This window comes from Clostridium sp. CTA-17 (genome assembly GCF_054767895.1).
The window spans coordinates 23,672-47,989 of sequence record NZ_BAAABF010000013.1 but is presented as its reverse complement, the minus strand read 5'-3'; the positions used below and the strand labels follow the sequence as shown (position 1 = coordinate 47,989).

The following is a 24,318-nucleotide window of genomic DNA, read 5'->3' as shown; positions in this document are numbered from 1 at the left end:
TCTGCAACTTCTGGGAATCCTTCTCTGTCAGCTTGTCTTGACATAGCTAAGKACATTCCTACTTCTGTACATTCTCCTACAAAGTTAGCTTGTAATCCTTCGATTATTCTTTCATCTACACCTTTAGCAACTCCAATTCTGTGCTCATCTGCAAATGCTAAGTCTTCTCCTTGCTCTATGAACTTATCAGCTCCAACTCCACATACTGGGCATTTTTCTGGTGCTTTTTCTCCTTCATAAACATATCCACATACTGTACAAACAAATTTTTTCATAATATTATTCCTCCTACAAAACAAACATTTATCTAATTTCAATTTATATCATAATTTAAAAGTCTTTATTTAAGTCGTTTCTTGTTGATTTATTTCTTCATCAACCTTATGTCATTATTATATAATAATAATTATTATTTAGCAATAGTTATTATTATTTTTTTCAAAAAAATTTTTTAAATATATAATTTATAAATAATGTATTTAAATTAATCTTATATTTAAACCTAATAATTAACTTTTAAAATAAATATTATAAAAAATAAGAAGCACTTATAAAAAAGCACTTCTTATTTTAAACAGAGCTTAAAATTAATATTCTATGTTATTTATAGCTTCTATTAAATCATCTAAGTTTATTCCATGAACTATTGCAGCCTCTTCTAAAGTTTCTGCTTGAGCTGATGGACATCCAACACATCCCATACCAAAGCTCATTAATACCTCAGCAGCTGTTGGCATTTTTCTTATTACTTCTCCGATTGTCATGTCTTTAGTTATCATAATAAACTACACCTCTCTTAATTAAATTAAAAGTTATATCCTTAATTATACTCCCTATAAATTTCAAATACAAGTATTTCACTCTGGATTATAATCTTTAAAATAAAACTTATATATAATCTTCTATATTTAATTTTTCTACTATATCTTTTATCACAATCCTATCTGGTGGATTAACCTCTTCTAATGAAGGAATATCTATCTTATTAAAAAATATAGCATCTGCACTTTCTTCTCCATCTAAGACTACTTCTCCTTCATAATCATTGGAAATAAATATAGAAGATGCATTATAAATTTCATCTCCATTAGGATATTTATTGTAACACTCTTTACCAGAGTAAACATTAAACAAGCTTAAACTCTTAACCTTAAGCCCTACTTCTTCATACGCTTCTCTAATAGCAGCTTCCTCAAAACTTTCTCCAAGCTCTAAACTACCTCCAGGAAGTCCCCATTTATTATTGTCAGTTCTTTTTTGTAATAATACTCTTCCTTTTTTATCAATTATTATAATTCCAGCTGAACACATTATAAGTGGTCTATGTGGATTAGGAAGTTCTTTTCTTAAATCCATTATATATCCCATACAATTCTCCTCTTAACTTACATACTTTTATTCTAAATTAATTTAAAAATATTATACCCTAAAATAAAAAATAGCTTAAGATTATTTAATCTTAAGCTATTTTAAACTAATTATTCTTTATTATTTATTAAAGTTCTTCTCTTACTCTTATAGTTTGGTTTCTCTTTGGTCCAACACCAACTATAGAAACTTTAGTTCCTGTGAACTCTTCTATTCTTCTTAAGTAAGTTTTAGCGTTCTCTGGTAACTCTTCGTAGCTTCTTGCATCAGCAACTTCTTCGCCCCATCCTTCGAACTCTTCATATACTGGTTTACATCTAGCTAAATCTTCTAAACTAGCTGGGAAATAATCTATAACTTTTCCATCTAATTCATATCCAACACACATTTGTATTTTATCTAATCCAGCTAATGTATCTATTTTAGTTACTACTAATGAAGTTAATCCACAAACTCTTGTAGTAGTTTTTAAGATAACAAGGTCTAACCAACCACATCTTCTTGATCTTCCTGTAGTTACTCCGTACTCATGACCTTTTTCTCTTATCCAATCACCAGTTTCATTTTCAAGCTCTGTTGGGAATGGTCCTTTACCAACTCTTGTAGTATAAGCTTTAGCTATACCAACAGCATTAGTTACCATGTTTGGTCCTATACCTGCTCCACTAGCAACTCCACATGAAGTTGTGTTTGATGATGTAACATATGGATAAGTTCCATAGTCTATATCAAGAAGCATTCCTTGAGCTCCTTCAAATAATACATTTTTATCAGCTTGGATAGCATTGTATATTTCAACTGAAGTATCTTTAACATATGGTCTTAATCTTTCAGCAAATGCCATATATTCATTGTATATTTCATCGAAGTTTAACTCTTCTCCACCTAATAATTTGATGTATCCATTTTTCATTTCTATGTTTATTCTTAATTTTTCAGCAAAAGAATCTTTGTGCATAAGGTCACAAACTCTTATTCCTGATCTTTCATATTTATCTGTATAACAAGGACCTATTCCTTTGCAAGTAGTTCCTATATCATTTTTTCCTCTAGCTTTTTCTTTTAACTTATCTAAAGTTATGTGGTATGGCATTATAAGATGTGCTCTATCACTAACTATTAATTTCTCTGGAGTTACTTTTACTCCTAAGCCTTCTAAATAATCTATTTCTGTAAATAGTGCTTTAGGATCTACTACAACACCATTTCCTATTACGTTTAATTTCTCGTCATGTAATATTCCTGAAGGTATTAAGTGTAACTTGTATTGTTTGTCTTCAACTTCAACTGTATGTCCAGCGTTATTTCCTCCTTGGAATCTAACAACTACTTCTGCCTCTTCTGCTAAGTAATCTGTCATTTTTCCTTTTCCTTCGTCTCCCCATTGAGCTCCTAATACAACAAATGCTGACATTTTTTATTTCCTCCTTATAAAAAGAACATTAACATTCTTTTTTTATAAACCATAACGGTTGATTAACTTTTCCCGAGTAGACAACGTTCGTATTTATAGGTATTTTTGCTATAAATTTCATTGTCCTATACCATATTAACAGAGTAAAACTCTTAGGTCAAGGTAATAAAAACGAATATTTTAACATATTTTTACCATTAAAATTCATATTATTTAATTCAATTAAATAATATTTAATTTAATAATATTTCTTCGTCAAAATTCTCATTAATATTACTCTTTTTACTAATACTTATTCTTATCAATAAATTGATTTTTTACTAAATATTTTTCACCTCTAAAACTAATTAAATTATTAACATTAAATTTTAGGTAAAATTTTAATTTTGATTTTTAAAAATGTTATACTATATTTAACGAAGGAATTACTTAATTAGACACTAAAACATCTTATTTTATTACATATAACAAAGGAGGATAAAAAATGAATACATATGGTGTTTTCGATATCCTTGGACCAATTATGATTGGACCATCTAGCTCTCATACAGCAGGAGCTGCTAGACTTGGAAAAGTAGCTAGAGCAATCTGTGGTAAGCCAATGAAAAAAGTTACTTTTCTTTTACACGGTTCTTTTGGTAAAACCTATAAAGGTCATGGTACAGATAAGGCTTTAGTAGCAGGTATACTTGGAATGGAACCTTCTGATACACGCCTTAGAAATTCTTTGGAAATAGCAAAAGATAAAGATATTGAAATAGAATTTAAAGAAGTGGACTTAGGAGATGTACATCCTAATACAGTTAAATTTATAATCGAAGATATTGATGGTGTTTTTCATGAAATAGTAGGTTCATCAATAGGTGGCGGAAGTATTAAAATCACTGAAGTAAATGGTAGCGTTGTTGAATTTACTGGTGAATACCCAACACTAATAATTTCACATAAAGATATTCCTGGAGCTGTATCTAAAGTAACAGCAATAGTTTATGAGCATAATATTAATATAGCTTTCATGAAAGTGTTTAGAACAGAAAGAGGAAAGGCTGCAAGAATGGTCTTTGAAATGGATAGCCCTATTACAAAGGACATTATTGATGAAATCAAAAAAGTTGAAGCTGTTGAAAAACTAGTTGTTATAAATCCAGTAAAGGAGGATATTTAAATGATTGCAAGAAATGGTGCTGAATTATTAAAAATATGTAAAGAGAATAATTTCTCCTTAGCTGAATACGCAATTCAATATGAAATGGAAAGTAAAAACTGTACTAGAGAAGATGTAATCAAAGGTATGGAAAAAGTTCTTCAAGTTATGAAAGAGGCAGCTAATGAAGGGCAAGAAAAGAAAGTTTATTCTGTAAGCGGATTAATTGGTGGAGATGCTTATAAGCTAAAAAAATACTTAGAAAAAGGGAATACTTTAACTGGTGATGTTATGGTTGGTGCTATGGCAAGAGCTTTATCTTGTTCAGAAGTAAATGCTTCTATGGGAAGAATAGTGGCATGCCCAACAGCTGGTTCTTGTGGAATATTACCTGCTGTAATATTAACTGTAGGAGAAAGATTAAATCTAAGTGATGAAGAACTTATTCAAGGTTTATTAGCATCCTCTGCTGTTGGAATGATAATTGCGCAAAATGCAACATTAGCAGGCGCTGAAGGTGGATGCCAAGCTGAATGTGGATCTGCTGCTGCTATGGGAGCTGCTGCCACCGTAGAGATGATGGGTGGAACTCCTGAAATGGCTTTAGATGCTGGTGCAATAGTATTTAAAAATATACTTGGTCTAGTTTGTGATCCAATAGCTGGCTTAGTAGAAGTACCTTGCGCTAAAAGAAATTTTGCAGGAGCAGTTAGTGCTTTAACAACTGCTGACTTAGTTATGGCAGGCATACATAGCAAAATACCTTTTGATGATACAGTTGAAGCTATGTATAGAGTAGGAAAATCTTTACCTGCTTCTCTAAGAGAAACTGCCTTAGGTGGTTTAGCAATTACTAAAACAGGACTTAAATTAAAAGAAAAAGTTTTTGGTAAAGATAAATAATTCTATTTTAATGAGCATATATAATTACATATGCTCATTTTATTTTTAAATAATTAGTGTGCAATACTAATATAAGTTTTTAATTTTATATTGGTATTTCTTCAAAGCTAATAGTAAATTATTGCATTTATTATAATAATATTGTAATATTAACTTGTAATAACATCATTATCTTTGGTGCTTTTTTATTTATACCAACTGGTAATGATAACATGATAATAGAGGTGAGAATTATGAATAAAATTTTTGGTTTTACACAAGAAGAGTTAGCAAATTTAAAAGCCACTTATACAGCCAATGAAATATATCAACAGCCAGAATTGTGGAAAGAAACTTTGAACATAGTAGAAAATAATAAAGAAGCTATAAATAAATTCTTAGAAAAAAATTTAAACAAAGAAAATTTAAGAATAATCTTAACTGGAGCAGGAACATCTGCCTATGTTGGAGATACTATTTACCTTTATTTAGCTAAAAAGTTAGGTAAAAGAGTTGAAGCTATCGCTACTACTGACTTTGTTTCAAATCCAGATGAATATATAGATGAAAATGCAAACACTATTTTAGTTTCTTATGCTCGTTCTGGTAATAGCCCAGAGAGTGTTGGAACTTATGATTTATTTGAAAAGAAAGTTAAAAATCTAGCACATATAGTTGTTACTTGTAATAAAGATGGTGAGCTTGCTAAAAAGTCTCAAGAAAAAGAAGGAAACTTAGTTTTATTAATGCCAGAAAAATCAAATGATAAGAGTTTTGCTATGACAAGTTCCTTTACTTGTATGACATTAGCTACTCTACTTTTATTTGATATAGCTAATCTAGAAGAAAATAAAAAAATCGTTGAAGAATTAGCTAATAAAGGACAAGCTTCTCTTGATAATCAATGGGAAGATGCAAAAGCAATTTCAGATTTAGGAGCAGAAAGAATTGTTTATGTTGGATCTGGTGCTTTAAAGGGTCTTTGTCATGAAATGGCTCTTAAAAATTTAGAATTAACTTCTGGTAAACAAGTTACTGTTTGTGAATCAATCTTAGGCTTTAGACATGGTCCTAAATCAATAATAAATAATAACACTTTAGTTATATTCTTATGCTCTACAAATGATTATACAGCTCTTTATGATTATGACTTAGTAAAAGAAGTTTATAGTGATGAAGGAACTCAAAAAGTTGCTGTTTTAAGTTATTTTAATAGAGAAAATCTTAAGGAAATTTCTCATAAATATATAACAGCTAATGGATCTAAACTAGATGATACATTTATAGCATTTAATTATATAATCTTTGGACAAATGATTTCTTTATTTAACTCTTTAAGACTTGGAATTTCTCCTGATAATCCAAGACCTGATGGAACAGTTAATAGGGTTGTTCAAGGTGTTGTAATTCACGAATATAATAATTAACTTAATTAAACTTACTAGCTTTTAATAAAAACTTATTTAAAAGATCATTATGATTTAAAAGTGCATTAATCTGTGATTAAATACTTATTTAGATTATAGATTAAAAACAATTTAATTAAAGTGGTTAACAATTAAAATAAATTAATTTATGAGAGGTGTTTTTTTATGAATAAAATTAAATCTACTAAGGATATGCTTATAAGAGCGCAAAAAGGAGGATATGCTATTCCTGCTTTTAATATACACAACCTAGAAACTTTTCAAGTAGTTGTTGAGACTGCCGCTGAGCTTAATTCTCCTGTTATAATTGCAGGGACTCCTGGAACTATTGATTATGCTGGTCCAGATTATATAGTAGCTATGGCTGAGGTAGCATCTCAAAAATACGATATTCCAATAGCAATCCATCTTGATCACTTTGAAGATCCCGAACTTATAAAAAGCCATATACTAACTGGATTTAAATCTTGCATGATAGATGCTTCTCATCATTCATTTGAAGACAATGTAAATATAGTAAAGGAAGTTGTAGACTTTGCTCATAGATATGACGCTACCGTTGAAGCTGAACTTGGTAAACTTGTTGGGGTTGAAGATGACTTAGTAGTAGATGAAAACGAAGGAGCTTATACAGATCCTGATGCGGCTTTAGAATTTGTTGAAAGAACAGGTGTAGATTCACTGGCTATAGCAATTGGAACTGCTCATGGATTATATAAAGGAACTCCTAAATTAGACTTTGATAGATTAGTTAAAATTAAAGAAAAGGTCTCTGTACCTTTAGTTTTACATGGTGCATCTGACGTTCCAGATGAATTAGTTAAAAAAGCTATAGAACTTGGAATATGTAAAGTTAACGTTGCTACAGACCTAAAGATTCCATTTTCAGATGCAGTAAAAGATTATTTCATCGCTAATCCAAAGGCTAATGACCCAAGAAAATATATGACTCCAGGTAAAGAGGCTATGAAAAAGATAGTTAAACACAAGATTCTTCTTTGTGGTAGCAATGGTAAAGCCTAGTTCTTTAATTTAAGGAGGTTTTTAAAATGTTACACCCAATGAAAGATATAATAAGAAAGCAAAAGAATGGAATACCAGCAGGTATATATTCTGTTTGTTCTTCTAATAATTATGTTATTGAAGCAGCTATGGAAAATGCTTCAGAAAATAATGAGTATCTACTTATAGAAGCAACAGCTAATCAAGTTAATCAATTTGGTGGATATACTGGTATGAAACCAATAGACTTTAAAGAATTTGTCTTTGAAATAGCTGATAAAGTAGGTTTTCCTAAAGATAAAATAATATTAGGAGGAGATCACTTAGGTCCTCTAGTTTGGAAATCACTCGATGAAGATACTGCTATGAATTATTCAAAATTTTTAATAAGAGAGTATGTTCTAGCAGGTTTTACAAAAATACACATAGATACTAGCATGCACATTGGGAACGACATTAAATCTGGCAAGTTTGGTGATGAAGTCATAGCTGAAAGAGCTGCTATCCTTTGCGAAGTGGCAGAAGATTCTTTTAATCTTTTACTGAAATCTAACAAAGATGCTATGCATCCTGTTTATGTAATAGGTAGTGAAGTTCCTATACCAGGTGGTGGACAAGATGAAGAGGAAGAAGAACTTCAAGCTACTAAGCCAAGTAATCTTGAGACTACAATAAAAACATTTAAAGATGCCTTTACTAATTATGAACTTGAAAAAGTATTTAATGAAGATGTAATTGCTGTGGTTGTTCAACCTGGTGTTGAATTTAATGGAGATACAATTTGGGAATATAATAGACAAAAGGCTTCTGCATTATCTGAGACTTTAAAGAAATATCCAACTCTTATTTTTGAAGCTCATTCTACAGATTATCAAACTCAATATGCTCTAAAAGAATTAGTTGAGGATGGATTTGCTATTTTAAAAGTTGGTCCTGCTCTAACATTTGCTTTAAGAGAAGGACTTTTTTCTCTTAGCTGTATAGAAGAGGATTTACTCTCAAGAGATGAAAATATAGAACTTTCTAATTTTAAAACAATATTAGATTATACAATGGTTAAGGAACCTGATAATTGGAAAAATCATTATAAAGGTAGTGGAAATAAAGTTAAATTTGAAAGAAAGTATAGCTTATCTGATAGGTGTAGATACTATCTTCCAAATTCAAATGTAGATTATTCATTACACAAAATGTTATCTAATCTTAATTCAACTGAGATTCCATTAGCTCTTATAAGTCAATATATGCCTATTCAATATAAGAAAATAAGATTAAACAAATTAAAAAATGATGCTGAATCTTTATTGAAGGATAAGGTTAAAGAATGTATCAATGATTATACTTTTGCAACACAATACTCACTTGAAGAAGATTTAGTTAATGTATAAATTTTATATAAAAGAGACATCACTTTAAGTGATGTCTTTTGATTTTCACTATACTAATCTTCTTCTAAAACTACAGTATATTCAAATTTATCTCCTCTTGAAACACTTACTGTATACTCTATAACCCTTTCATTTTCAAAGGTTACCCTCTCAATTCTCATTGCCGCTGTTCCATCTTCCACATTTAATAATTTTGAATCATTCTTTGAAATTAGTATTGGTTTAAAACTTTCCTTAGCCTTAGTTAAGCTAACATTATATGTTTCTCTAAATATATCATACATAGGCTTTTCTTTAAGCATCTTCTCTTTTAAATCAATAAATCTATATTCAGGCAAATAAGTAAACTCTACCATCATTGGAATTTCATCTGCTATTCTTAGCCTTAATATCTTATATACCAGTGAATTTTCTTCCACTCTTAATTTCTCTGAAATTTTCTTGTCAGCTCTTATTAAATCAAATGATAATATTTTTGAAGATGGATTTTTCCCAAGCTTCTTCATCTCTTCAGTAAAACTATAAAATTTTAATAATTGTTGCTTATAAACTTTAGGAGATATAAAAGTCCCTTTTCCATGTACCTTATAGACATATTCTTTTCTTTCTAATTCTCCAATAGCTTGCCTAGCTGTGGTTCTACTAACATTATATTGATCACATAATTCTCTTTCAGATGGTAACTTATCATTCTCTTTAAGTTCTCCGCTATTTATAAGATCAATTAGTTCAGTTTCTAATTGATGATACAGAGCTATGCCCCTGCTTCTCTTAAACATTCTTCCACCCCTAAATTCTAATAATACTATTTATAGTGTTATCATATTTATTATTTTTTTTCAATGTTTTTCTCCATAAAGCATAAACTCACAGTATATAAAGAACTGTGAGTTTTTAAAAATAATTATTTTCAATTTTATAAAACCTTAGAGACACAATATCTTTCTACAGTCATAGTAATATTTTTTGTTTTGTCTATTATGATCTCTACAGTTTCTTTATTAACCTTTGAAACCTTTCCATGTATCCCACTACTTAAAACAACATTTGATCCTACTTTTAAATTAATCTGTTGCTCTATTATTCTAGCTTTATCTTTATTAACTCCTTTAAAGCTAACAATATACCAAACTAAAAATATTGCTATTAGTATTAATAAAATAATCATAAAAGTTTTCATTGGTCTCCCCACTTTCTTATACGTTTAATAATTCTCTTACACAACAAACACTATCTTTTCCATCATTTTTTATTTTTTCAACTAATTCTTTTATATCACTAACACAATCTCTTTCCATTGTTGCAGTAACAACCATAGGTAAATTTACACCTGTTATTACTTCAACCTTATCTGATTTATATAAATTTAATGTTGATTGATTCATTGGAGTTGCTCCTAATAAATCTACAAGAACTATTACTCCATCACCACTATTTAATTCATTTATTCTTTCTCCTAATTCTTCACCAAAACTCTCTGCATCTTGTCCTCTTTTTAAAGATACTATGTTAAAATTCTCTTGAGTTCCACAAATCATATCTATTGCATCAAATATTCCATTTGCCATTTCTCCGTGAGTTGCTACTAATACACCTATCATTCTTCTTTTCCTCCTAAAAAAACTATTTATTGATAGATGGACTGTATCAAAATAACTCTTTAATAAAACTCATAAACAATATTAATAAGCAATTCTTATAATATGCTTTTAAGCTTTATTGCTAACTTTTGATACAGCCCATCTTAAATCAAAATTAAATATACTTATTTAAATTATGCAACTATTCCCAAAGCACCTAAAGTAGTAAATATTACAAACATGCATATAACAATTTTAACTGGACTCCACTTTTTATTTCTTAATAAGTGGAATACTCCTAAAACAGCTAAAACTGGAAGTAATTTAGGGAATAAGCTATCTAAAGTTGTTTGAAGAACAAATTCATATCCTCCAAAGTTAGCTTGTATTGGAGTTGTAATATTGATTATTGAACCAATCATACCTCCAACAACTATCAATCCTACGATTCCAGCTCCAAAAGTAACCTTTTCCATCATACCAGCTGAACTTGTAGCTAAATCTGCACCCTTTTGGTAACCTAAAGTTATAAGTTTCCACTTAACAAATAAGTTCCAGCTTATGAATATGATTTGTGTAATTATAAGAGCTACTAAGGCACCAGTAAAATCTTCAGTTAAAGCCATAGATGCTGGTATAGATATTAATAATGGTCCTAAAATTGCAAACATCATACTATCTCCGATACCTGCTAAAGGTCCCATCATACCAGTTTTAATACCTCTTATAAGATCTGGATCAGCCTTTTGTTCTTCTAAAGCAGCAACTATACCTAAGATAACGGTTGCACCATAGTTAGGACAAGTATTAAAGAATTCCATGTGTCTAGTTAAAGCCTTTTTCATACCCTCTGGGTCATCTTTATAAACTTTCTTTAAAATTGGTGATATAGAAATTGCAAATCCTAAGGCTTGCATTCTTTCATATGACCAAGAAATTTGTAATAATAAATGGTTCAAAAAGACTTGCCATAAATCTTTTTTTGTTATTTTAGATTCCATTAGAATTCGCCTCCTATCTGCTCAAAATCTGCCTCATCATTTACTTTAGCTCCATCATTTTTATGATATAACTCAACGTAAATAACAGCAGTTATAAGACCTATTAAACCAACTGCAATCATTGGTAAGTTTAAGAAACATACTAATATAAATCCCATGATAGCAAAATACCATTGCTTAGTTATTGGTAAATAGTTTAATAATATTGCAACTCCTAATGCTGGCATTGCACGTCCTGCAGCAGCGAATCCATTAGTTAACCATACAGGAACCTTCTCTATAAATGCAGTTGCAACCTCTGAACCAAAGAATGCACCTACGAAAACAGGAATTGCTCTTGATAATCCCCATGGAACTGATCCAAATAAATGCCATCTCCACATACCTTTTAGATTTCCATTTGCAGCATGGGCATCAGCTCTATGTGCACAAATTCCAGTAGATAATCTTCCTAATACATCTAGATATGATCCTAATAAAGCTATTGGAACTCCTAGTGCAATACCACTTTCATAACTTCCAGTTAAGTGACCAAAAGTAACCCCTAAAATAGCTCCAGTAGTATAGTCTGGAACAACAGCCCCACCATATGAGTGAACTCCTAGAGACATCATCTCTAAAGTAGCACCTACAAAAAGACCAGTATTAATATCTCCTAAGATAAGACCAGCTCCAAAACCAGCGATTAATGGTCTGTGCCATAAACCTAGGTAAGGACCTAACATCTCATTAATGCTTAGGAAAGCCCATACAGAGAGTAGTAAGATTTGTATAATTCCTATTTCTTGCATAAACATATCCCCCTAATTATTAAATTGTATAATTCCATTAAAATAATTAACCTTTAAAAGCCTCTACTAACGGTCTAATATCTTGTTTTGAATCTGTCGGAATCATTTGGAAGTAGCAATTAACATTCTTAGCTAATAAACTTTTTAATGCTTCAAATTCTTGATCTGTAACAAAAAGTTTTTCACTTAATTTTTTTGCATTTGGCTTATGAGTCATATTTCCTACATTTAAATCCATATGTTTGAATCCACCTTCATAGATCCTATTAGCATCTACTACATCCTTAACTAATAGAAAAACTCTCTCATTTGGAGCTAGCCCTCTATTTAAGTATGCAATAACCTTATCAACTGGCTGCATTGATATTCTTACTTGCTTTGGAGCAGCTAATTTTAATATTGCCTGTTGATTTGGATCGCTAGCAACCATATCATTGGCAACTATGATATGATTTGGATTTGTCATCTTAGACCAAGCCAAAGCTACTTGTCCATGAATAAGTCTTCCGTCAACTCTGAAATGTACTATTGGCATTTTAAATCCCCCTTAACATTGTTTATATTATTATATGCTACTAGAAATCTAGTAATTCATCTTCGCAACAATTTTATGATTTAATTTCCATTTTTACCTTATATTTACATTTTAGTCCTATATATATATCATTGCAATAGTTTTCAATAAGATTTTCTTTTAAGTTTTTGTTATCTTATTTATAAGTTTTATAAAAATAGGAATACTTTAAGAATTAAAATAAATTTTAATAAAAAAACTCCTAGAATTTCTAGGAGTTCTTGTAGGAGTTTTATTATGTTTGTTTGTGTTTGTTATGTTTGTTTGTGTTTGTCTTTATCCAGTTCATGAATAATAATCAATCTCTAATTGATAATGATTATCATGATTAAAGTATATATGTTTTTTTATTTTTTGTCAATAAAAAACATTACATTTTTTTAGATTTTTTCGCACATTTTTTCATGGCACTCATTACAGAACTTCTAAATCCAGTCTCTTCTAACTCTAAAACGGCTTCAATAGTTGTTCCTCCTGGTGAGCAAACATTATCTTTTAACTTGGCTGGATGCTCTCCAGTTTCTAAAACCATCTTAGCTGATCCTAATACGGATTGAGCTGCTAATTTATAAGCCTTATCTCTGCTTATTCCCTCTCTAACAGCAGCATCTGCCATAGCTTCTATAAACATATAAACATAAGCTGGTGATGAACCACAAAGTGCTATAAATCCATGGAAATCTTTCTCACTTAACACTTCTGATTTTCCAAAAGCATTAAATATATCCATAACTTCCTTTAATTCCTCTTCATTTACTAATTCATTAGGACAAATAGCACTCATTGCTTCGCCTACTAAAGCTGGAGTATTTGGCATAGTCTTAACTATTTTTGTTTCTTTCTTAAACCATTTTTCAACATCACTTAAATTAATTCCTGCTGCTATAGTAACAATAACCTTCTTTAAGTCTACATAATCTCTTATTTCTTTTATAACTTTTTCATACATGTATGGCTTTACTGCAAGAAATATTATTTCACTGTTATTACAAACTTCTTTGTTATCAAGAGTTGTATTTATTTCTAATTCATTTTTTATTCTTTCTGCACTTGATTCTCTTGAACATGATGCAATAATATTTTCTTTACATACAATACCTGATTTTAATATTCCACCAACCATGGCGCTTCCCATGTTACCACAGCCTATGAACCCAATTTTTTTATTCATATTATCCTCTCCTTTTTAATACAGATGTTAATTATTTTATTAACTTAATTTCTTAATAGTCATTTTAACTATTTAGTATCCAATTATAAATACTTTAATTATTATATACCTTTTAATATATAGCTACCAATAATAAGATTAAAGGGCATATCAGTATTCTGATACACCCTAAATTTATTAAACATCCTTATGAATAGCTTCATAATCTGCAAATTTACTGTATTGACCAAGCCATGCAAGCTTAACTGTTCCAACTGGACCGTTTCTCTGCTTAGCTATTATACATTCTCCAACATTTTTATCTTCTGTTTCCTTGTTATAGTACTCATCTCTATATAAGAACATAACAAGGTCAGCATCCTGCTCTATTGATCCAGATTCTCTAAGGTCAGATAACATAGGTCTATGGTCTGCTCTTTGCTCTGGAGCACGAGAAAGCTGAGATAATGCTATAACAGGACATTCCATTTCCTTAGCTATAGCCTTTATATTTCTTGAAATCTCCGCAACCTCTTGTTGTCTACTTTCACCACTTCCACTCATAAGTTGCAAGTAGTCTATAAGTATAAGATCTATTCCATATTCCATTTTTAATCTCCTACACTTAGATCTCATTTCCATTACAGAAACCCCAGCAGTATCATCTATGTATATCTTAGCTGATGCTAGTGGACCTGATGCTCTAGCTATATTATCCCAATCCTCTGGAGTTAATTTACCAGTTCTAAGACTTAACATATCTACATTAGCCTCTGAACATAATAACTTATATGCAAGCTGTTCCTTTGACATTTCCAAAGAGAATATAACAACACTCTTTCCCTCTCTTAAGGCAGCATGTTCTGCTATGTTAAGAGCAAAGGTTGTTTTACCCATAGATGGTCTTGCTGCTATAAGCACCATATCACCTTTTTGGAATCCAGAGGTCATCTCGTCTAAATCTTTAAATCCAGAACCAACACCTGTAAGTTCTCCTTCATTATTAAATATGGCCTCTATCTGTTCAAAACCTCTTTCAAGAACAACGCTTAAAGGTTCAAAATCATTTGAAGATCTCTTTTCAGATAAATCAAATATTTTCTTCTCTGCTGAATCTATAACTTTTTCAACATCTTCTTGATTATTATAACAATTCTCTATAATTTCTGTAGAAGATTTTATAAGTCTTCTCAGCATAGCCTTTTCATCAACTATTTTTATGTATGATTTTATGTTAACTGTACTAAGTACAGATGCACTTATCTCTGTTACATAACTTATACCACCGGCTTTTTCAAGTCTATCAGTAGATTTTAAATACTCTAAAAGAGTTAATTGGTCTACAGCCTGATCTCTTTGGTACATTTCTATTATACTTTGAAATATCACCTTATGAGCATCTCTATAAAATGAATCCTTATTTAAAACCTCAGCGGCTTGAGCTATGGTTGTTCTATCTATTATCATTGCCCCTAAAACAGATTGCTCTGCTTCTATACTTTGTGGCAAACTCTTCATTACTGGTGCTTCCATTATTCCTAGTTCTCCTCCTTTCCCCCAAAATAAATTTCTAATATCATTAAAAGTTTATAAGAACCTCTAAATCTTATAAACTTTTCTTACATTTAAATATTTTATTATAATTTTATACGTTATTATCCAATATAACCTAAACAATATACTTTATACAAAAAAAATTAATTTCGCCATATAATATCTAATTAAATTTCTACTTATATAAAAAATTAATTAATAAAATATTAGCCCACTATATATAGTAAGTTAAATTTATCAATCTATATTTGTAATAATAAATATAATTGCTTCATCACAATATATATAATACATGAAATCTCATGAAAAACCTATACTTTTTATTTATGCTGAATAAATTTAAAAGATAAAACAAAAAACCTAGAAATCAATCTAGGTTTTTTGTTTTTAATTAAAAGCTATTTCCATAAGCTCTTCTATAGAACTTATAGCTTTAACTTCTATATCTTCTAATCCTTTAGGGATTTCATTTTCATTATCTTTAGGAACAGTTACTAACTTAATTCCCTTTCTTCTAGCTCCGTATATTTTTTCAAATATACCTCCAACTGGTTTAATCTTTCCTCTTAAAGAAATCTCTCCAGTTATAGCTAAGTCTTGTCTTATTGGCTTTTCTAATAAAGCACTCATTATACATATTGTAATAGCGGCCCCAGCAGATGGTCCATCTATCTTTCCTCCACCAATTACGTTGACATGTATATCATAGTCATTTATATCTTTATCAGTTAGCCTTTTTATTACAGATGCAGCATTAAATACAGAATCTTTAGCCATTGAACCAGCAGTATCATTGAATCTTATTTTTCCAGCACCCTTTTTCTTAGCTTTAAAAGCAGTGGCTTCAATCTCTATTGTTGAGCCTAAGAATCCTGAAACTCCAAGTCCATAAACATGACCTACTTCTTTTTCTTCTAAATTTTCTAGTATTTCATATGGAGTAAATCTTCCTATGCTTACAACTTCATTTAAATCCTTTGAAGTTATTTCTAGGTCTTCTGGAACTTCTCCCTCTAAGCCATAAATAGCATGACCATAAGCATCTGCTAATATATTTACAGCTCTTCTACCTTCTATAGTGTAAGAAGCTATTTTCTTTTCTAAACCTTCTTCAAGCTTAACATTAAGCTTCTTAGCTGCATTTAATACTATCTTTTCAATATCTCTTGATGATAGTGGTTCAAAATAAACCTCTGTACATCTTGAACGTAAAGCAGGATTTATTTCTCCTGGCTCTCTAGTAGTTGCTCCTATTAAAACAAAATCTGCTGGAGCTCCTTTATCAAAAAGATATTTTATATATTTAGGTGTATTTTCATCGTCTGGATCATAGTAAGATGATGAGAATTCAACTCTCTTATCTTCTAAAACTTTTAAAAGTTTATTTTGAAGTATTTCATCTAATTCTCCAATTTCATCTATGAATAATATACCACCATGAGCTTCAGTAACTAAACCTGGTTTTGGTTCTGGAACCCCTATTTCAGCTAAGTCTCTTTTGCTACCTTGATATATTGGATCATGTACTGAACCTAAAAGTGGGTTTGTGATTTCTCTTGGATCCCATCTTAAAGTTGTACCATTAACCTCTATGAATTTTGATCTATCGTCAAATGGAGTTGATTTTAATTTCTTAGCTGTTTCTAAAGCAATTCTAGCAGCTGTTGTTTTACCAACCCCTGGAGGTCCATAAAGTATTATATGTTGAGGGTATGGTGAAGCTAGTTTTGAAAGAAGTGACTTAACAGCTCTCTCTTGACCAACTACCTCATCAAATGAATCAGGTCTTAATAAAGACATTATATTCTTATTTGGAACTCTTTCATCTAGTTCTTCAAGTTCCTCAAGCTTTTTCTCTGTCTTAGCATTCTCTGGACCTTTTTTCTTTTTCATTATATTTACTCTAAGTTCATCAACATACTTTTCTTGCTTTTCCATTAAGAATTGTTCAACTTCTTTTTCTATTTTATTTTGAACATATCTTCTAGCAATAGCATCTGATATCATAGCACAAACATCTTCTAAAGCTTCATTGATAGTTTCTTCAGTTGGAACTTCACTTAATCCCTTTCCTTCAGAAACAATTTTGCTTAATCCATAAAGTCTTTCATAAGGATCAGTTGAATTTATATAATTTTGTACTTTAAATCTTATAACTCTCGCTCTAAATGCACCTTCATCTAATATATTATTTATTATATCTTTTAGTGCTTCAACTTGAGATTCTACTCCAAGTTCACTATTCATAACATCTTGTAGAACCTCTAATTCTTTAATTGATTTCAAAATAGAATCCTCCTCTTATTGAACAGGAACAACCATAACCTTCATCTTTGTTGAAACTTCTGGATATAGTTTAACTTCTATGTTATAAGTTCCTGCAATTTTTATTGTATCCATAACAATTTTCTTTTTATCAACTTCTACATTAAATTGTTTTTTGATAAGTCCTGCTACATCTTTACTAGTTATAGCTCCAAATAATTTTCCATTATCTCCAGCCTTGCCATCTATTTTTATTACTTTATCTTTTAAATCAGCAGCTAAAGCTTGAGCAGCTTCTAATTCAGCTAACTTTTGTCTTCTTTCGTTCTCTTTTTTATTATTTAATATATGAAGATTATTATCAGTAGCTTCTTGAGCTAATTTCTTTGGAAATAAAAAGTTTCTAGCATATCCATCTGATGCATTTATAACATCGCCTTTTTTACCTAATTTTTTAACGTCTTGAAGTAATATTACTTTCATTTTATTCACCTTCCCTTGAGTTTTTTGCAATAGCTTCTTTTATTTTTTCTATAGCCTCGTCAATAGTGGTATCCTTAATCTTAGCACCAGCCATAGTCATATGACCTCCGCCACCAAGTTCTTCAAGAATTACTTGAACATTAATATCACCTAAAGATCTTGCACTTATAGCAACATCCTCACCTAATTTTATTAATACAAATGAAGCTTGTATTCCAGTAATATTTAAAAGTTCATCAGCAGCTTGAGCCGCCACAACAGTATCAGTAATATTTTCTGGACACACTGCTATTGCTATTTTATTTTCTACTTTTGCAGATTTTATTATTTCTGCTTTTGCTATATAATTTTCTAAGTTATTACTAAATATTTTTTTAATCTCTACTGTGTCTGCACCTAATCTTCTTAAAAATGAAGCTGCTTCAAAGGTTCTCACACCGGTTTTAAAAGAGAAATTCTTAGTGTCGATATAGATTCCAGCTAAAAGACCTTCTGCTTCAATTCTATTTAATTTAGGCTTATCTAACATATACTGAACCATTTCAGTAACAAGTTCTGATGTAGATGAAGCATATACCTCAATATAATTTAATAGTGCTCCTTTTATATCCTCAGGACTTCTTCTATGATGATCTATTACAACCACCCTTTCAATAAGTTCTGTTAACTCTCTATCTAATACATAGTTTGCACTATTAACATCTACTACTATTAATAAAGTATTGTCATCTATATTCTTTTTAGCTTCTTCAGTAGATATAAATAGTTTACTATATTCTTCTTTTTCTTTAACTCTATCTAAGAAAAATTCTATAGCATTAGTATCTTTTTCTAATACTATATTAACATTTTTTCCTAACTTCTTCACTACTGAAGCTAAACCAAATGAAGCACCAAAACAATCCATATCAGGATTTTTATGTCCCATTATATAAACGGTACTACTTTCATAAACAAGTTCTTTTAATACATGTGCTACAACCCTCGCTCTAACTCTTGTTCTCTTTTCAAGTTCCTTAGCATTTCCTCCAAAGAACTCAATATTTTTACCTGATTTAATAACTGCTTGGTCTCCACCTCTGCCTAAAGCTAATTCCTTAGCCTTTGTGGCATCATCTTGGTTTTGTGCAGGAGTTTCTCCACCTCTACCAACACCTATACTTAAGGTTACTTCTATTTCATTTCCTAAGTTAATTTCTCTTATAGTATCTAGTATATCAAACTTTTTAGAAATTTCCTTGCCAATAATAGCATCATCTACTGATAAAATATATTTACTATTATCATATTTTTTTATCATGGCATTTAGTGAATTTCCATAGTTATTTATTGTTCTTTCTATTTCTGCTATAAGTAATGGTTTTTTGTCATCATCTATTGTCTTTAAAACTTCACTAAAATTATCAACCTCTAAAAGCATTATACTTTCTTTTGTGGCCTTCTTTAAATAAGTAACATCATTGAAAAATACCAAGAAATACTTTTTATCTGATTCATCTAATTTTAAACACTCACTGTAAACTTCATAGATATTACTTTTTATCTTTATATTTTGAGAATTTTCTTTTCCTGTTCTAATGATCTTATCTAAAGCAACACCTTTTATTACAGATACTAAATTTGTTTCTAGCAAATCTTCACTATTTATAAGTTTACTAAACTTATGGTTATACCATATTATTTCACCAGTAGAATTTAATATAGTTAACGGAAAAATCAAATTAAAAATATTGTCTTTAACTTTCTCATCTACATTTTTATATAATTTATCTATCTTTTCTTCCTCATCCTTTTCTTCTCTTAAAAAGTCAGATATTCTATAGATTAAATATATTATGTATATAAAAGCTATTATTAAAGATATTATTTTAAAGTTTAATTTCCAAAATACTAAGCATGCTAAAACTACAAATGCAAAGTAAGCTAAAAATTTATTATAATCTTCCAATATTGATTTCATTTTAACAGCCCCTTACTAAATATAAATATTAGTTATTGCACTTTCTTTTTTAGTTTCTCCTTAATGTAACTTCCTAAACTATTTGGATCTACACCTCTTATATCTATTAATACATCAACCATTCCTAATAATCCAAATAATTGTGGTATTGAAGTAACCATTAATATACTCATAAACACTATTAAAAAATTGCTAAATCTATATCTATACTTTAATAAATTTGAGACTACAGCCAATCCTTGAATTATAAGCATAGCAAATAATAAATTTAATGTAAGCATATACATACCCTTATTACTTATTACTCCCTTGCTTACTAAAAACATAACAAAAAGATTTATTAATACAACTGCCGCAATTAATATTGGGTTAAAAAACCAATTTGAAAAAGGTGGTAAGCTATTTAATTTAAATCCTAATTTATTAATAATATACTTCCCAACAGTATAGCTTAAAAATGCTCTCATTATTATAAGCATAACTAATACCATAGGTATCATATTCATTATAAAACTTGCGTCAATAGACTTCATAAGTTCTATCATTTGCGTGTTAGCCTGTGAACTTCCCATTATTTGTTCACTGATTTTAGCAGCTTCATTAAAAACATTTGCTAATTCATTTATATATTGATTAAATGTAATTCCTGTAAAAGCTGAAAATAATAATGATATTCCTATTAATACTCCAATTGTATTTGCTACAATTAGATATATAAATGATTTTATTCCTGAAAATTTCTTTCTAACACAGGTTCCTAAAACCAAACCTATAATTCCATTTGTTATAGCTAATTGAATTCCATATATAGAACCCATGAAAAATCCAATCAAAATTCCACTGATAACAATAGAACAAATAGAGGTTTTAAGATTATACTTTAAATATAATAAAGCTATAGGAATTGGAATAGCAAAGCTTATTATTGTGCCTATTCCTGGTAAGCTAGTAAGCATCATAAGCACAAATGTTATTGCTGACATTATTCCAGCTTCAACTATAGATTTACTCTTATTTTTTTCTTCCATATGTTCCTCCAAATAAATTATCTTCTTTCTTTTAAATGATTAAATAATTTAGTTAAATTACCTCCTTGTTTTTCTAAATTATCTTCTTCAACTATACCAATTTTTAAACTTTTTTTAATTGTCTCATCTACTTCTATTGCAGAATGACCTAGCTTATCTGCTAAAATGTATAATAAAATAATTAAAGATGCTATGCAGTTTACTATGGCATCCTTTGCTACATTACTTCCCTTTGTTAAAAGTGTAAATAGTTCTCCTAATATGCAGATAATTTGAGCCTTTATTTCTTCAATAATCTTTATATCTCCCATGATATTAAAGTTATCTTTTTTCATATTTCCCTCCCAATTATACCCTTTATTATATACCTTTATTTTATTTATTTTTTTAGTCTTGTGCAATAAATGAGACTTAATTCAGAGAAGCTTTGAAAACTCTGAATTATAGTAGCATTTATATTAAAGTGTACATGTTTTAATAAGTATACACTTTAATATACTTACCATACAAATAAAATTTTCTTAAGCCATTTAATAAAACTATTTAAAACTTTAATGATTATAATAATTTAATATATAATAAAAAAACCCCTGAAAATATCAGGGGTTTGCAACCATTACTCAGTTGTGAATGGTAATAATGCGATATTTCTTGATCTCTTGATAGCATCTGTTAATTGTCTTTGATGCTTAGCACAAGTTCCAGAAATTCTTCTTGGTAATATTTTACCTCTTTCTGTGATGTATTTCTTTAATTTAGCTACATCTTTGTAATCTATTGATTCAGCTTTATCAACGCAGAATATGCAAACTTTTTTTCTTGCTCTTCTGAATTTTCCGCCTCTTTTTACGTTACTCATCACTATTTCCCTCCTTACCTAAAATCTGAATTAGAATGGAATGTCTCCATCATCAATTGGTGTCATATCATCATTACTATTGAATGATGAATCACTAAATGAATTGTCTGGCATACCAAAAGAACCACCGAAATCATTTCCTGAACCAAAGCCTGAGTTTCCTCTTGCTCCACCATTTCCTGAATCGATAAAGTCAAAACTTTCAACAACTACATCAGTAGTATATCTTCTAGTTCCATCTTGAGCTTCATAACTTCCAGTTCTTATATTTCCTGAAACAGCCAATTGTCTGCCTTTAGTAATATATTGAGCTATGGTCTCACCAGTTTTTCCAAAAGCTATGCAACTGATAAAATCAGCTTCATCTTTTTTGAATTGTCTATTTACAGCTAGTGTAAATCTTGCAACTGCTGTACCGCTTCCTGCTGCAAATCTAAGCTCTGGATCTTTAGTAAGTCTACCAATTAAAACTACTTTATTCATTTACGACCACCTCTTATTGCTCTTCTTTAACGATGATGTGTCTGATTATTCCGTCAGTTATTCCGAATACTCTGTCTAACTCTTTTGGTAATTCTGGGTTAGCAGTGAAGTTGATTAAAGTATAGTAACCTTCGTTAACTTTAGCGATTTCGTAAGCTAATTTTCTCTTACCCCAGAAATCAACGTTGTCAACTGTACCATTTCCGTTTTCTATAACACCCTTGAATTTTTCGATTAAAGCTTTAACAGCTTCCTCGTCTAATGATGGGTGAGCTACGAATATAGTTTCATATTTTCTCATCATTTACACCTCCTCCCTCTGGACTACGGCTATGCTCTAGCATAGCAGGGATTACAATTAAATATTCTAACATTAAAAGAGGGTTATTGCAACCCTCTTTATTAATGTAAACATAACTTTTATGAATTTATTTTTTAAAATTTTTATTCATTAATTTCTTCCTCTGGAGCATTTGATTTTATAATCTTTTTTACTCCTTTTTGGAATTTAGACCTAGGAATCATTACAATCCTTGAGCAGCCTAAGCATTTTATTTTAATATCAGCACCAACTCTTATAACTTCCCACTCATCACTTCCACAAGGATGAACTTTCCTCATTTTAACTATATCACCAAGATAAAATTTATTTATCAAATTAAATAACCTCCTCTAAAATAAAATTTATATAAATTAACCTGTAATTATTTCTTTCATATATTTCTTTTTATCAAGAGTCATTTTTATCCTCTTTCTTAACTCTACTTCTGTTTCCCAAAGCTTCATTGATTTTACTTTTCCACAAATTCTAAGATTAACACTAGAACTTGTTAAGTCTGTAACTCCCCAAACTTTTAAAGGTTCTGTTATATTATTATTTTCTTTATTATATGTATAACAAACTGAATTTATAGTGTTTATTACTTTATTTATATCCTCGCTATATGAAATTCCAATATCAATCTGAACTCTCATATCACCTCTACAATTATTTGTTACTATCCTTATCATTCCATTTGGAATAATATGAAGAGATCCATCGTAGTCTCTAAGTTCAGTTGTCCTAAGACCTATTACTTCCACAATTCCACTTACGCCCTCTATGGTTACATAATCACCAACATTGTATTGATTATCAAAAAGTATAAATATCCCATTTATTACATCTTTAACAAAACTTTGTGCTCCTAAACCTACGGCTACGCCTCCTACAGAAGCAAATGCCCAAGATATATTTCCAAATATAATAGACAATATAGTTGTTATACCTATAAAATAAACAGAATACATCAAAATACTTTTTAATAAAGTTCCCAATGTATTTGCCTTTCTTGTGTCTAAGGAGAACTTAAAGTTTGTATCTATCTGTTTTTGTACAGCTTTATCTATTAATTTACTTCCTATTTTAATTACCAAAATCATAAAAATAACTATGACACATATTGTTATAAATTTTTTTAATAGAAAATCAATAGTAGATAAAGAAATACTTATTTTCCCAAGCTTAATGTGATCAAATTCAAAATTAATTCCTAGCAAACTATCTAATAACATTAAACCACCCCTTATAATTTTGAAATAAATAATTATTTATATATTTCAAATCCTTTATTGGTTATTGAATATATATTTTTAAATTTAATTTCTAAAGTTTCTATCTTTTCTAATTGATCCTTATTAAAAGCTGAGCTTATTCCACAACTTTTTGTTATGTAAGTTGGAGTTGGCATTATTATAAATGATATTCCATTTTCTTTAAGTATTCTTTCTCCTTCCATAGCCTCATGTGTATTATTAAAAACCATGATAAAGTCTTTCATGCTATTTTCCTCCTAAAAGTATATAGTTTTGTTAATATATATTATAAGTATATATCATAAAAGTTAACACTTTCAAAATAATGGTGAAAGCTTTTCTATTTTGAACTATAATATAATTATGTAAATTTATAAAAACAACTGTAAA

General features: G+C 29.7%; 28 protein-coding genes. 5 read left to right on the top strand and 23 right to left on the bottom strand.

Annotated elements, in window-relative coordinates; translation table 11 throughout:
* The 4 genes from ACYUCG_RS14490 to ACYUCG_RS14475 all read right to left on the bottom strand — a co-directional run.
* Positions 1–275 (bottom strand): rubredoxin-like domain-containing protein (locus ACYUCG_RS14490; protein WP_460268793.1); only part of this gene is annotated, 275 nt, incomplete at its 3' end.
* A 312-nt stretch (positions 276–587) separates the two neighbouring features.
* Positions 588–779 carry a DUF1858 domain-containing protein gene (locus ACYUCG_RS14485; protein WP_003451010.1) on the bottom strand — a complete coding sequence of 64 codons (192 nt, stop codon included), beginning with the start codon at positions 777–779 and terminating at the stop codon, positions 588–590.
* Between the two features lie 109 nt (positions 780–888).
* Positions 889–1,368 carry an NUDIX hydrolase gene (locus ACYUCG_RS14480; protein ID WP_139934237.1) on the bottom strand — a complete coding sequence of 160 codons (480 nt, stop codon included), beginning with the start codon at positions 1,366–1,368 and terminating at the stop codon, positions 889–891.
* Positions 1,369–1,495: 127 nt separating this feature from the next.
* Positions 1,496–2,782, bottom strand: a complete 1,287-nt coding sequence (locus tag ACYUCG_RS14475; RefSeq protein WP_003450991.1) for an adenylosuccinate synthase — start codon at positions 2,780–2,782, stop codon at positions 1,496–1,498.
* A 484-nt stretch (positions 2,783–3,266) separates the two neighbouring features.
* Here ACYUCG_RS14475 and sdaAB point away from each other — a divergent pair, with 484 nt between their 5' ends.
* The 5 genes from sdaAB (at position 3,267) to ACYUCG_RS14450 (ending at position 8,625) form a co-directional block, all read left to right on the top strand.
* Positions 3,267–3,947, top strand: coding sequence for an L-serine ammonia-lyase, iron-sulfur-dependent subunit beta (sdaAB, locus tag ACYUCG_RS14470; RefSeq protein ID WP_060794593.1), 681 nt, complete (start codon positions 3,267–3,269; stop codon positions 3,945–3,947).
* Positions 3,948–4,829 (top strand): L-serine ammonia-lyase, iron-sulfur-dependent, subunit alpha, encoded by an 882-nt coding sequence (sdaAA, locus tag ACYUCG_RS14465; protein WP_060794594.1) that lies wholly within the window; start codon positions 3,948–3,950, stop codon positions 4,827–4,829.
* 233 nt (positions 4,830–5,062) lie between these two features.
* Positions 5,063–6,235, top strand: coding sequence for an SIS domain-containing protein (locus ACYUCG_RS14460; RefSeq protein ID WP_139934239.1), 1,173 nt, complete (start codon positions 5,063–5,065; stop codon positions 6,233–6,235).
* 165 nt (positions 6,236–6,400) lie between these two features.
* A complete protein-coding gene (locus ACYUCG_RS14455; protein WP_460268792.1) occupies positions 6,401–7,258 on the top strand; it encodes a tagatose bisphosphate family class II aldolase in 858 nt (285 codons plus the stop codon).
* A 26-nt stretch (positions 7,259–7,284) separates the two neighbouring features.
* Positions 7,285–8,625, top strand: a complete 1,341-nt coding sequence (locus ACYUCG_RS14450; protein ID WP_460268791.1) for a class II D-tagatose-bisphosphate aldolase non-catalytic subunit — start codon at positions 7,285–7,287, stop codon at positions 8,623–8,625.
* Positions 8,626–8,678: 53 nt separating this feature from the next.
* On the opposite strand, the gene ACYUCG_RS14445 is transcribed toward ACYUCG_RS14450, so the two are convergent.
* The 19 genes from ACYUCG_RS14445 to ACYUCG_RS14355 all read right to left on the bottom strand — a co-directional run bounded on the left by ACYUCG_RS14445 (position 8,679) and on the right by ACYUCG_RS14355 (position 24,173).
* Positions 8,679–9,404: a GntR family transcriptional regulator gene (locus tag ACYUCG_RS14445; RefSeq protein ID WP_060794598.1), complete on the bottom strand. Its 726-nt coding sequence runs from the start codon at positions 9,402–9,404 to the stop codon at positions 8,679–8,681.
* A 137-nt stretch (positions 9,405–9,541) separates the two neighbouring features.
* Positions 9,542–9,805, bottom strand: coding sequence for a preprotein translocase subunit YajC (locus ACYUCG_RS14440; RefSeq protein ID WP_060794599.1), 264 nt, complete (start codon positions 9,803–9,805; stop codon positions 9,542–9,544).
* A 16-nt stretch (positions 9,806–9,821) separates the two neighbouring features.
* Complete coding sequence (locus ACYUCG_RS14435) at positions 9,822–10,226, bottom strand: PTS sugar transporter subunit IIA (RefSeq protein ID WP_460268790.1); 405 nt, start codon at positions 10,224–10,226, stop codon at positions 9,822–9,824.
* Between the two features lie 173 nt (positions 10,227–10,399).
* Positions 10,400–11,206: a PTS system mannose/fructose/sorbose family transporter subunit IID gene (locus tag ACYUCG_RS14430; RefSeq protein ID WP_060794601.1), complete on the bottom strand. Its 807-nt coding sequence runs from the start codon at positions 11,204–11,206 to the stop codon at positions 10,400–10,402.
* Positions 11,206–11,997: a PTS mannose/fructose/sorbose/N-acetylgalactosamine transporter subunit IIC gene (locus ACYUCG_RS14425; RefSeq protein WP_139934244.1), complete on the bottom strand. Its 792-nt coding sequence runs from the start codon at positions 11,995–11,997 to the stop codon at positions 11,206–11,208. Before ACYUCG_RS14425 ends, ACYUCG_RS14430 begins: the two co-directional genes overlap by 1 nt.
* A gap of 46 nt (positions 11,998–12,043) precedes the next feature.
* Positions 12,044–12,532, bottom strand: coding sequence for a PTS sugar transporter subunit IIB (locus ACYUCG_RS14420; protein WP_060794603.1), 489 nt, complete (start codon positions 12,530–12,532; stop codon positions 12,044–12,046).
* A gap of 409 nt (positions 12,533–12,941) precedes the next feature.
* Positions 12,942–13,742, bottom strand: a complete 801-nt coding sequence (gene proC, locus ACYUCG_RS14415; protein ID WP_460268789.1) for a pyrroline-5-carboxylate reductase — start codon at positions 13,740–13,742, stop codon at positions 12,942–12,944.
* A gap of 177 nt (positions 13,743–13,919) precedes the next feature.
* The gene (locus ACYUCG_RS14410; protein ID WP_003451036.1) at positions 13,920–15,254 is read right to left on the bottom strand and encodes a replicative DNA helicase; all 1,335 of its coding nucleotides are present in this window, start codon (positions 15,252–15,254) and stop codon (positions 13,920–13,922) included.
* Between the two features lie 408 nt (positions 15,255–15,662).
* Positions 15,663–17,561: a Lon family ATP-dependent protease gene (gene lonC, locus ACYUCG_RS14405; RefSeq protein WP_003459992.1), complete on the bottom strand. Its 1,899-nt coding sequence runs from the start codon at positions 17,559–17,561 to the stop codon at positions 15,663–15,665.
* Between the two features lie 15 nt (positions 17,562–17,576).
* Complete coding sequence (rplI, locus tag ACYUCG_RS14400; protein WP_003451030.1) at positions 17,577–18,023, bottom strand: 50S ribosomal protein L9; 447 nt, start codon at positions 18,021–18,023, stop codon at positions 17,577–17,579.
* Position 18,024: 1 nt separating this feature from the next.
* On the bottom strand, positions 18,025–19,983 hold the full coding sequence (locus ACYUCG_RS14395) for a DHH family phosphoesterase (RefSeq protein ID WP_415319659.1): 1,959 nt from the start codon (positions 19,981–19,983) through the stop codon (positions 18,025–18,027).
* Between the two features lie 32 nt (positions 19,984–20,015).
* Positions 20,016–21,011 (bottom strand): YybS family protein, encoded by a 996-nt coding sequence (locus ACYUCG_RS14390; RefSeq protein ID WP_460268788.1) that lies wholly within the window; start codon positions 21,009–21,011, stop codon positions 20,016–20,018.
* Positions 21,012–21,028: 17 nt separating this feature from the next.
* Positions 21,029–21,346, bottom strand: a complete 318-nt coding sequence (locus ACYUCG_RS14385; RefSeq protein WP_003450993.1) for a MazG-like family protein — start codon at positions 21,344–21,346, stop codon at positions 21,029–21,031.
* Between the two features lie 281 nt (positions 21,347–21,627).
* Entirely contained in the window at positions 21,628–21,870 is a 243-nt protein-coding gene (gene rpsR / locus ACYUCG_RS14380; RefSeq protein ID WP_003451020.1) for a 30S ribosomal protein S18, read from the bottom strand.
* 30 nt (positions 21,871–21,900) lie between these two features.
* Positions 21,901–22,353, bottom strand: a complete 453-nt coding sequence (locus tag ACYUCG_RS14375; RefSeq protein WP_003451037.1) for a single-stranded DNA-binding protein — start codon at positions 22,351–22,353, stop codon at positions 21,901–21,903.
* A 13-nt stretch (positions 22,354–22,366) separates the two neighbouring features.
* Positions 22,367–22,654, bottom strand: coding sequence for a 30S ribosomal protein S6 (gene rpsF, locus ACYUCG_RS14370; RefSeq protein WP_003479405.1), 288 nt, complete (start codon positions 22,652–22,654; stop codon positions 22,367–22,369).
* A gap of 143 nt (positions 22,655–22,797) precedes the next feature.
* Positions 22,798–23,010 (bottom strand): DUF951 domain-containing protein, encoded by a 213-nt coding sequence (locus tag ACYUCG_RS14365; protein ID WP_060796129.1) that lies wholly within the window; start codon positions 23,008–23,010, stop codon positions 22,798–22,800.
* 36 nt (positions 23,011–23,046) lie between these two features.
* Complete coding sequence (locus ACYUCG_RS14360; RefSeq protein ID WP_060796128.1) at positions 23,047–23,907, bottom strand: mechanosensitive ion channel family protein; 861 nt, start codon at positions 23,905–23,907, stop codon at positions 23,047–23,049.
* A 32-nt stretch (positions 23,908–23,939) separates the two neighbouring features.
* Complete coding sequence (locus ACYUCG_RS14355) at positions 23,940–24,173, bottom strand: DUF3343 domain-containing protein (protein ID WP_003460020.1); 234 nt, start codon at positions 24,171–24,173, stop codon at positions 23,940–23,942.
* Between the last annotated feature and the right edge of the window lie 145 nt (positions 24,174–24,318).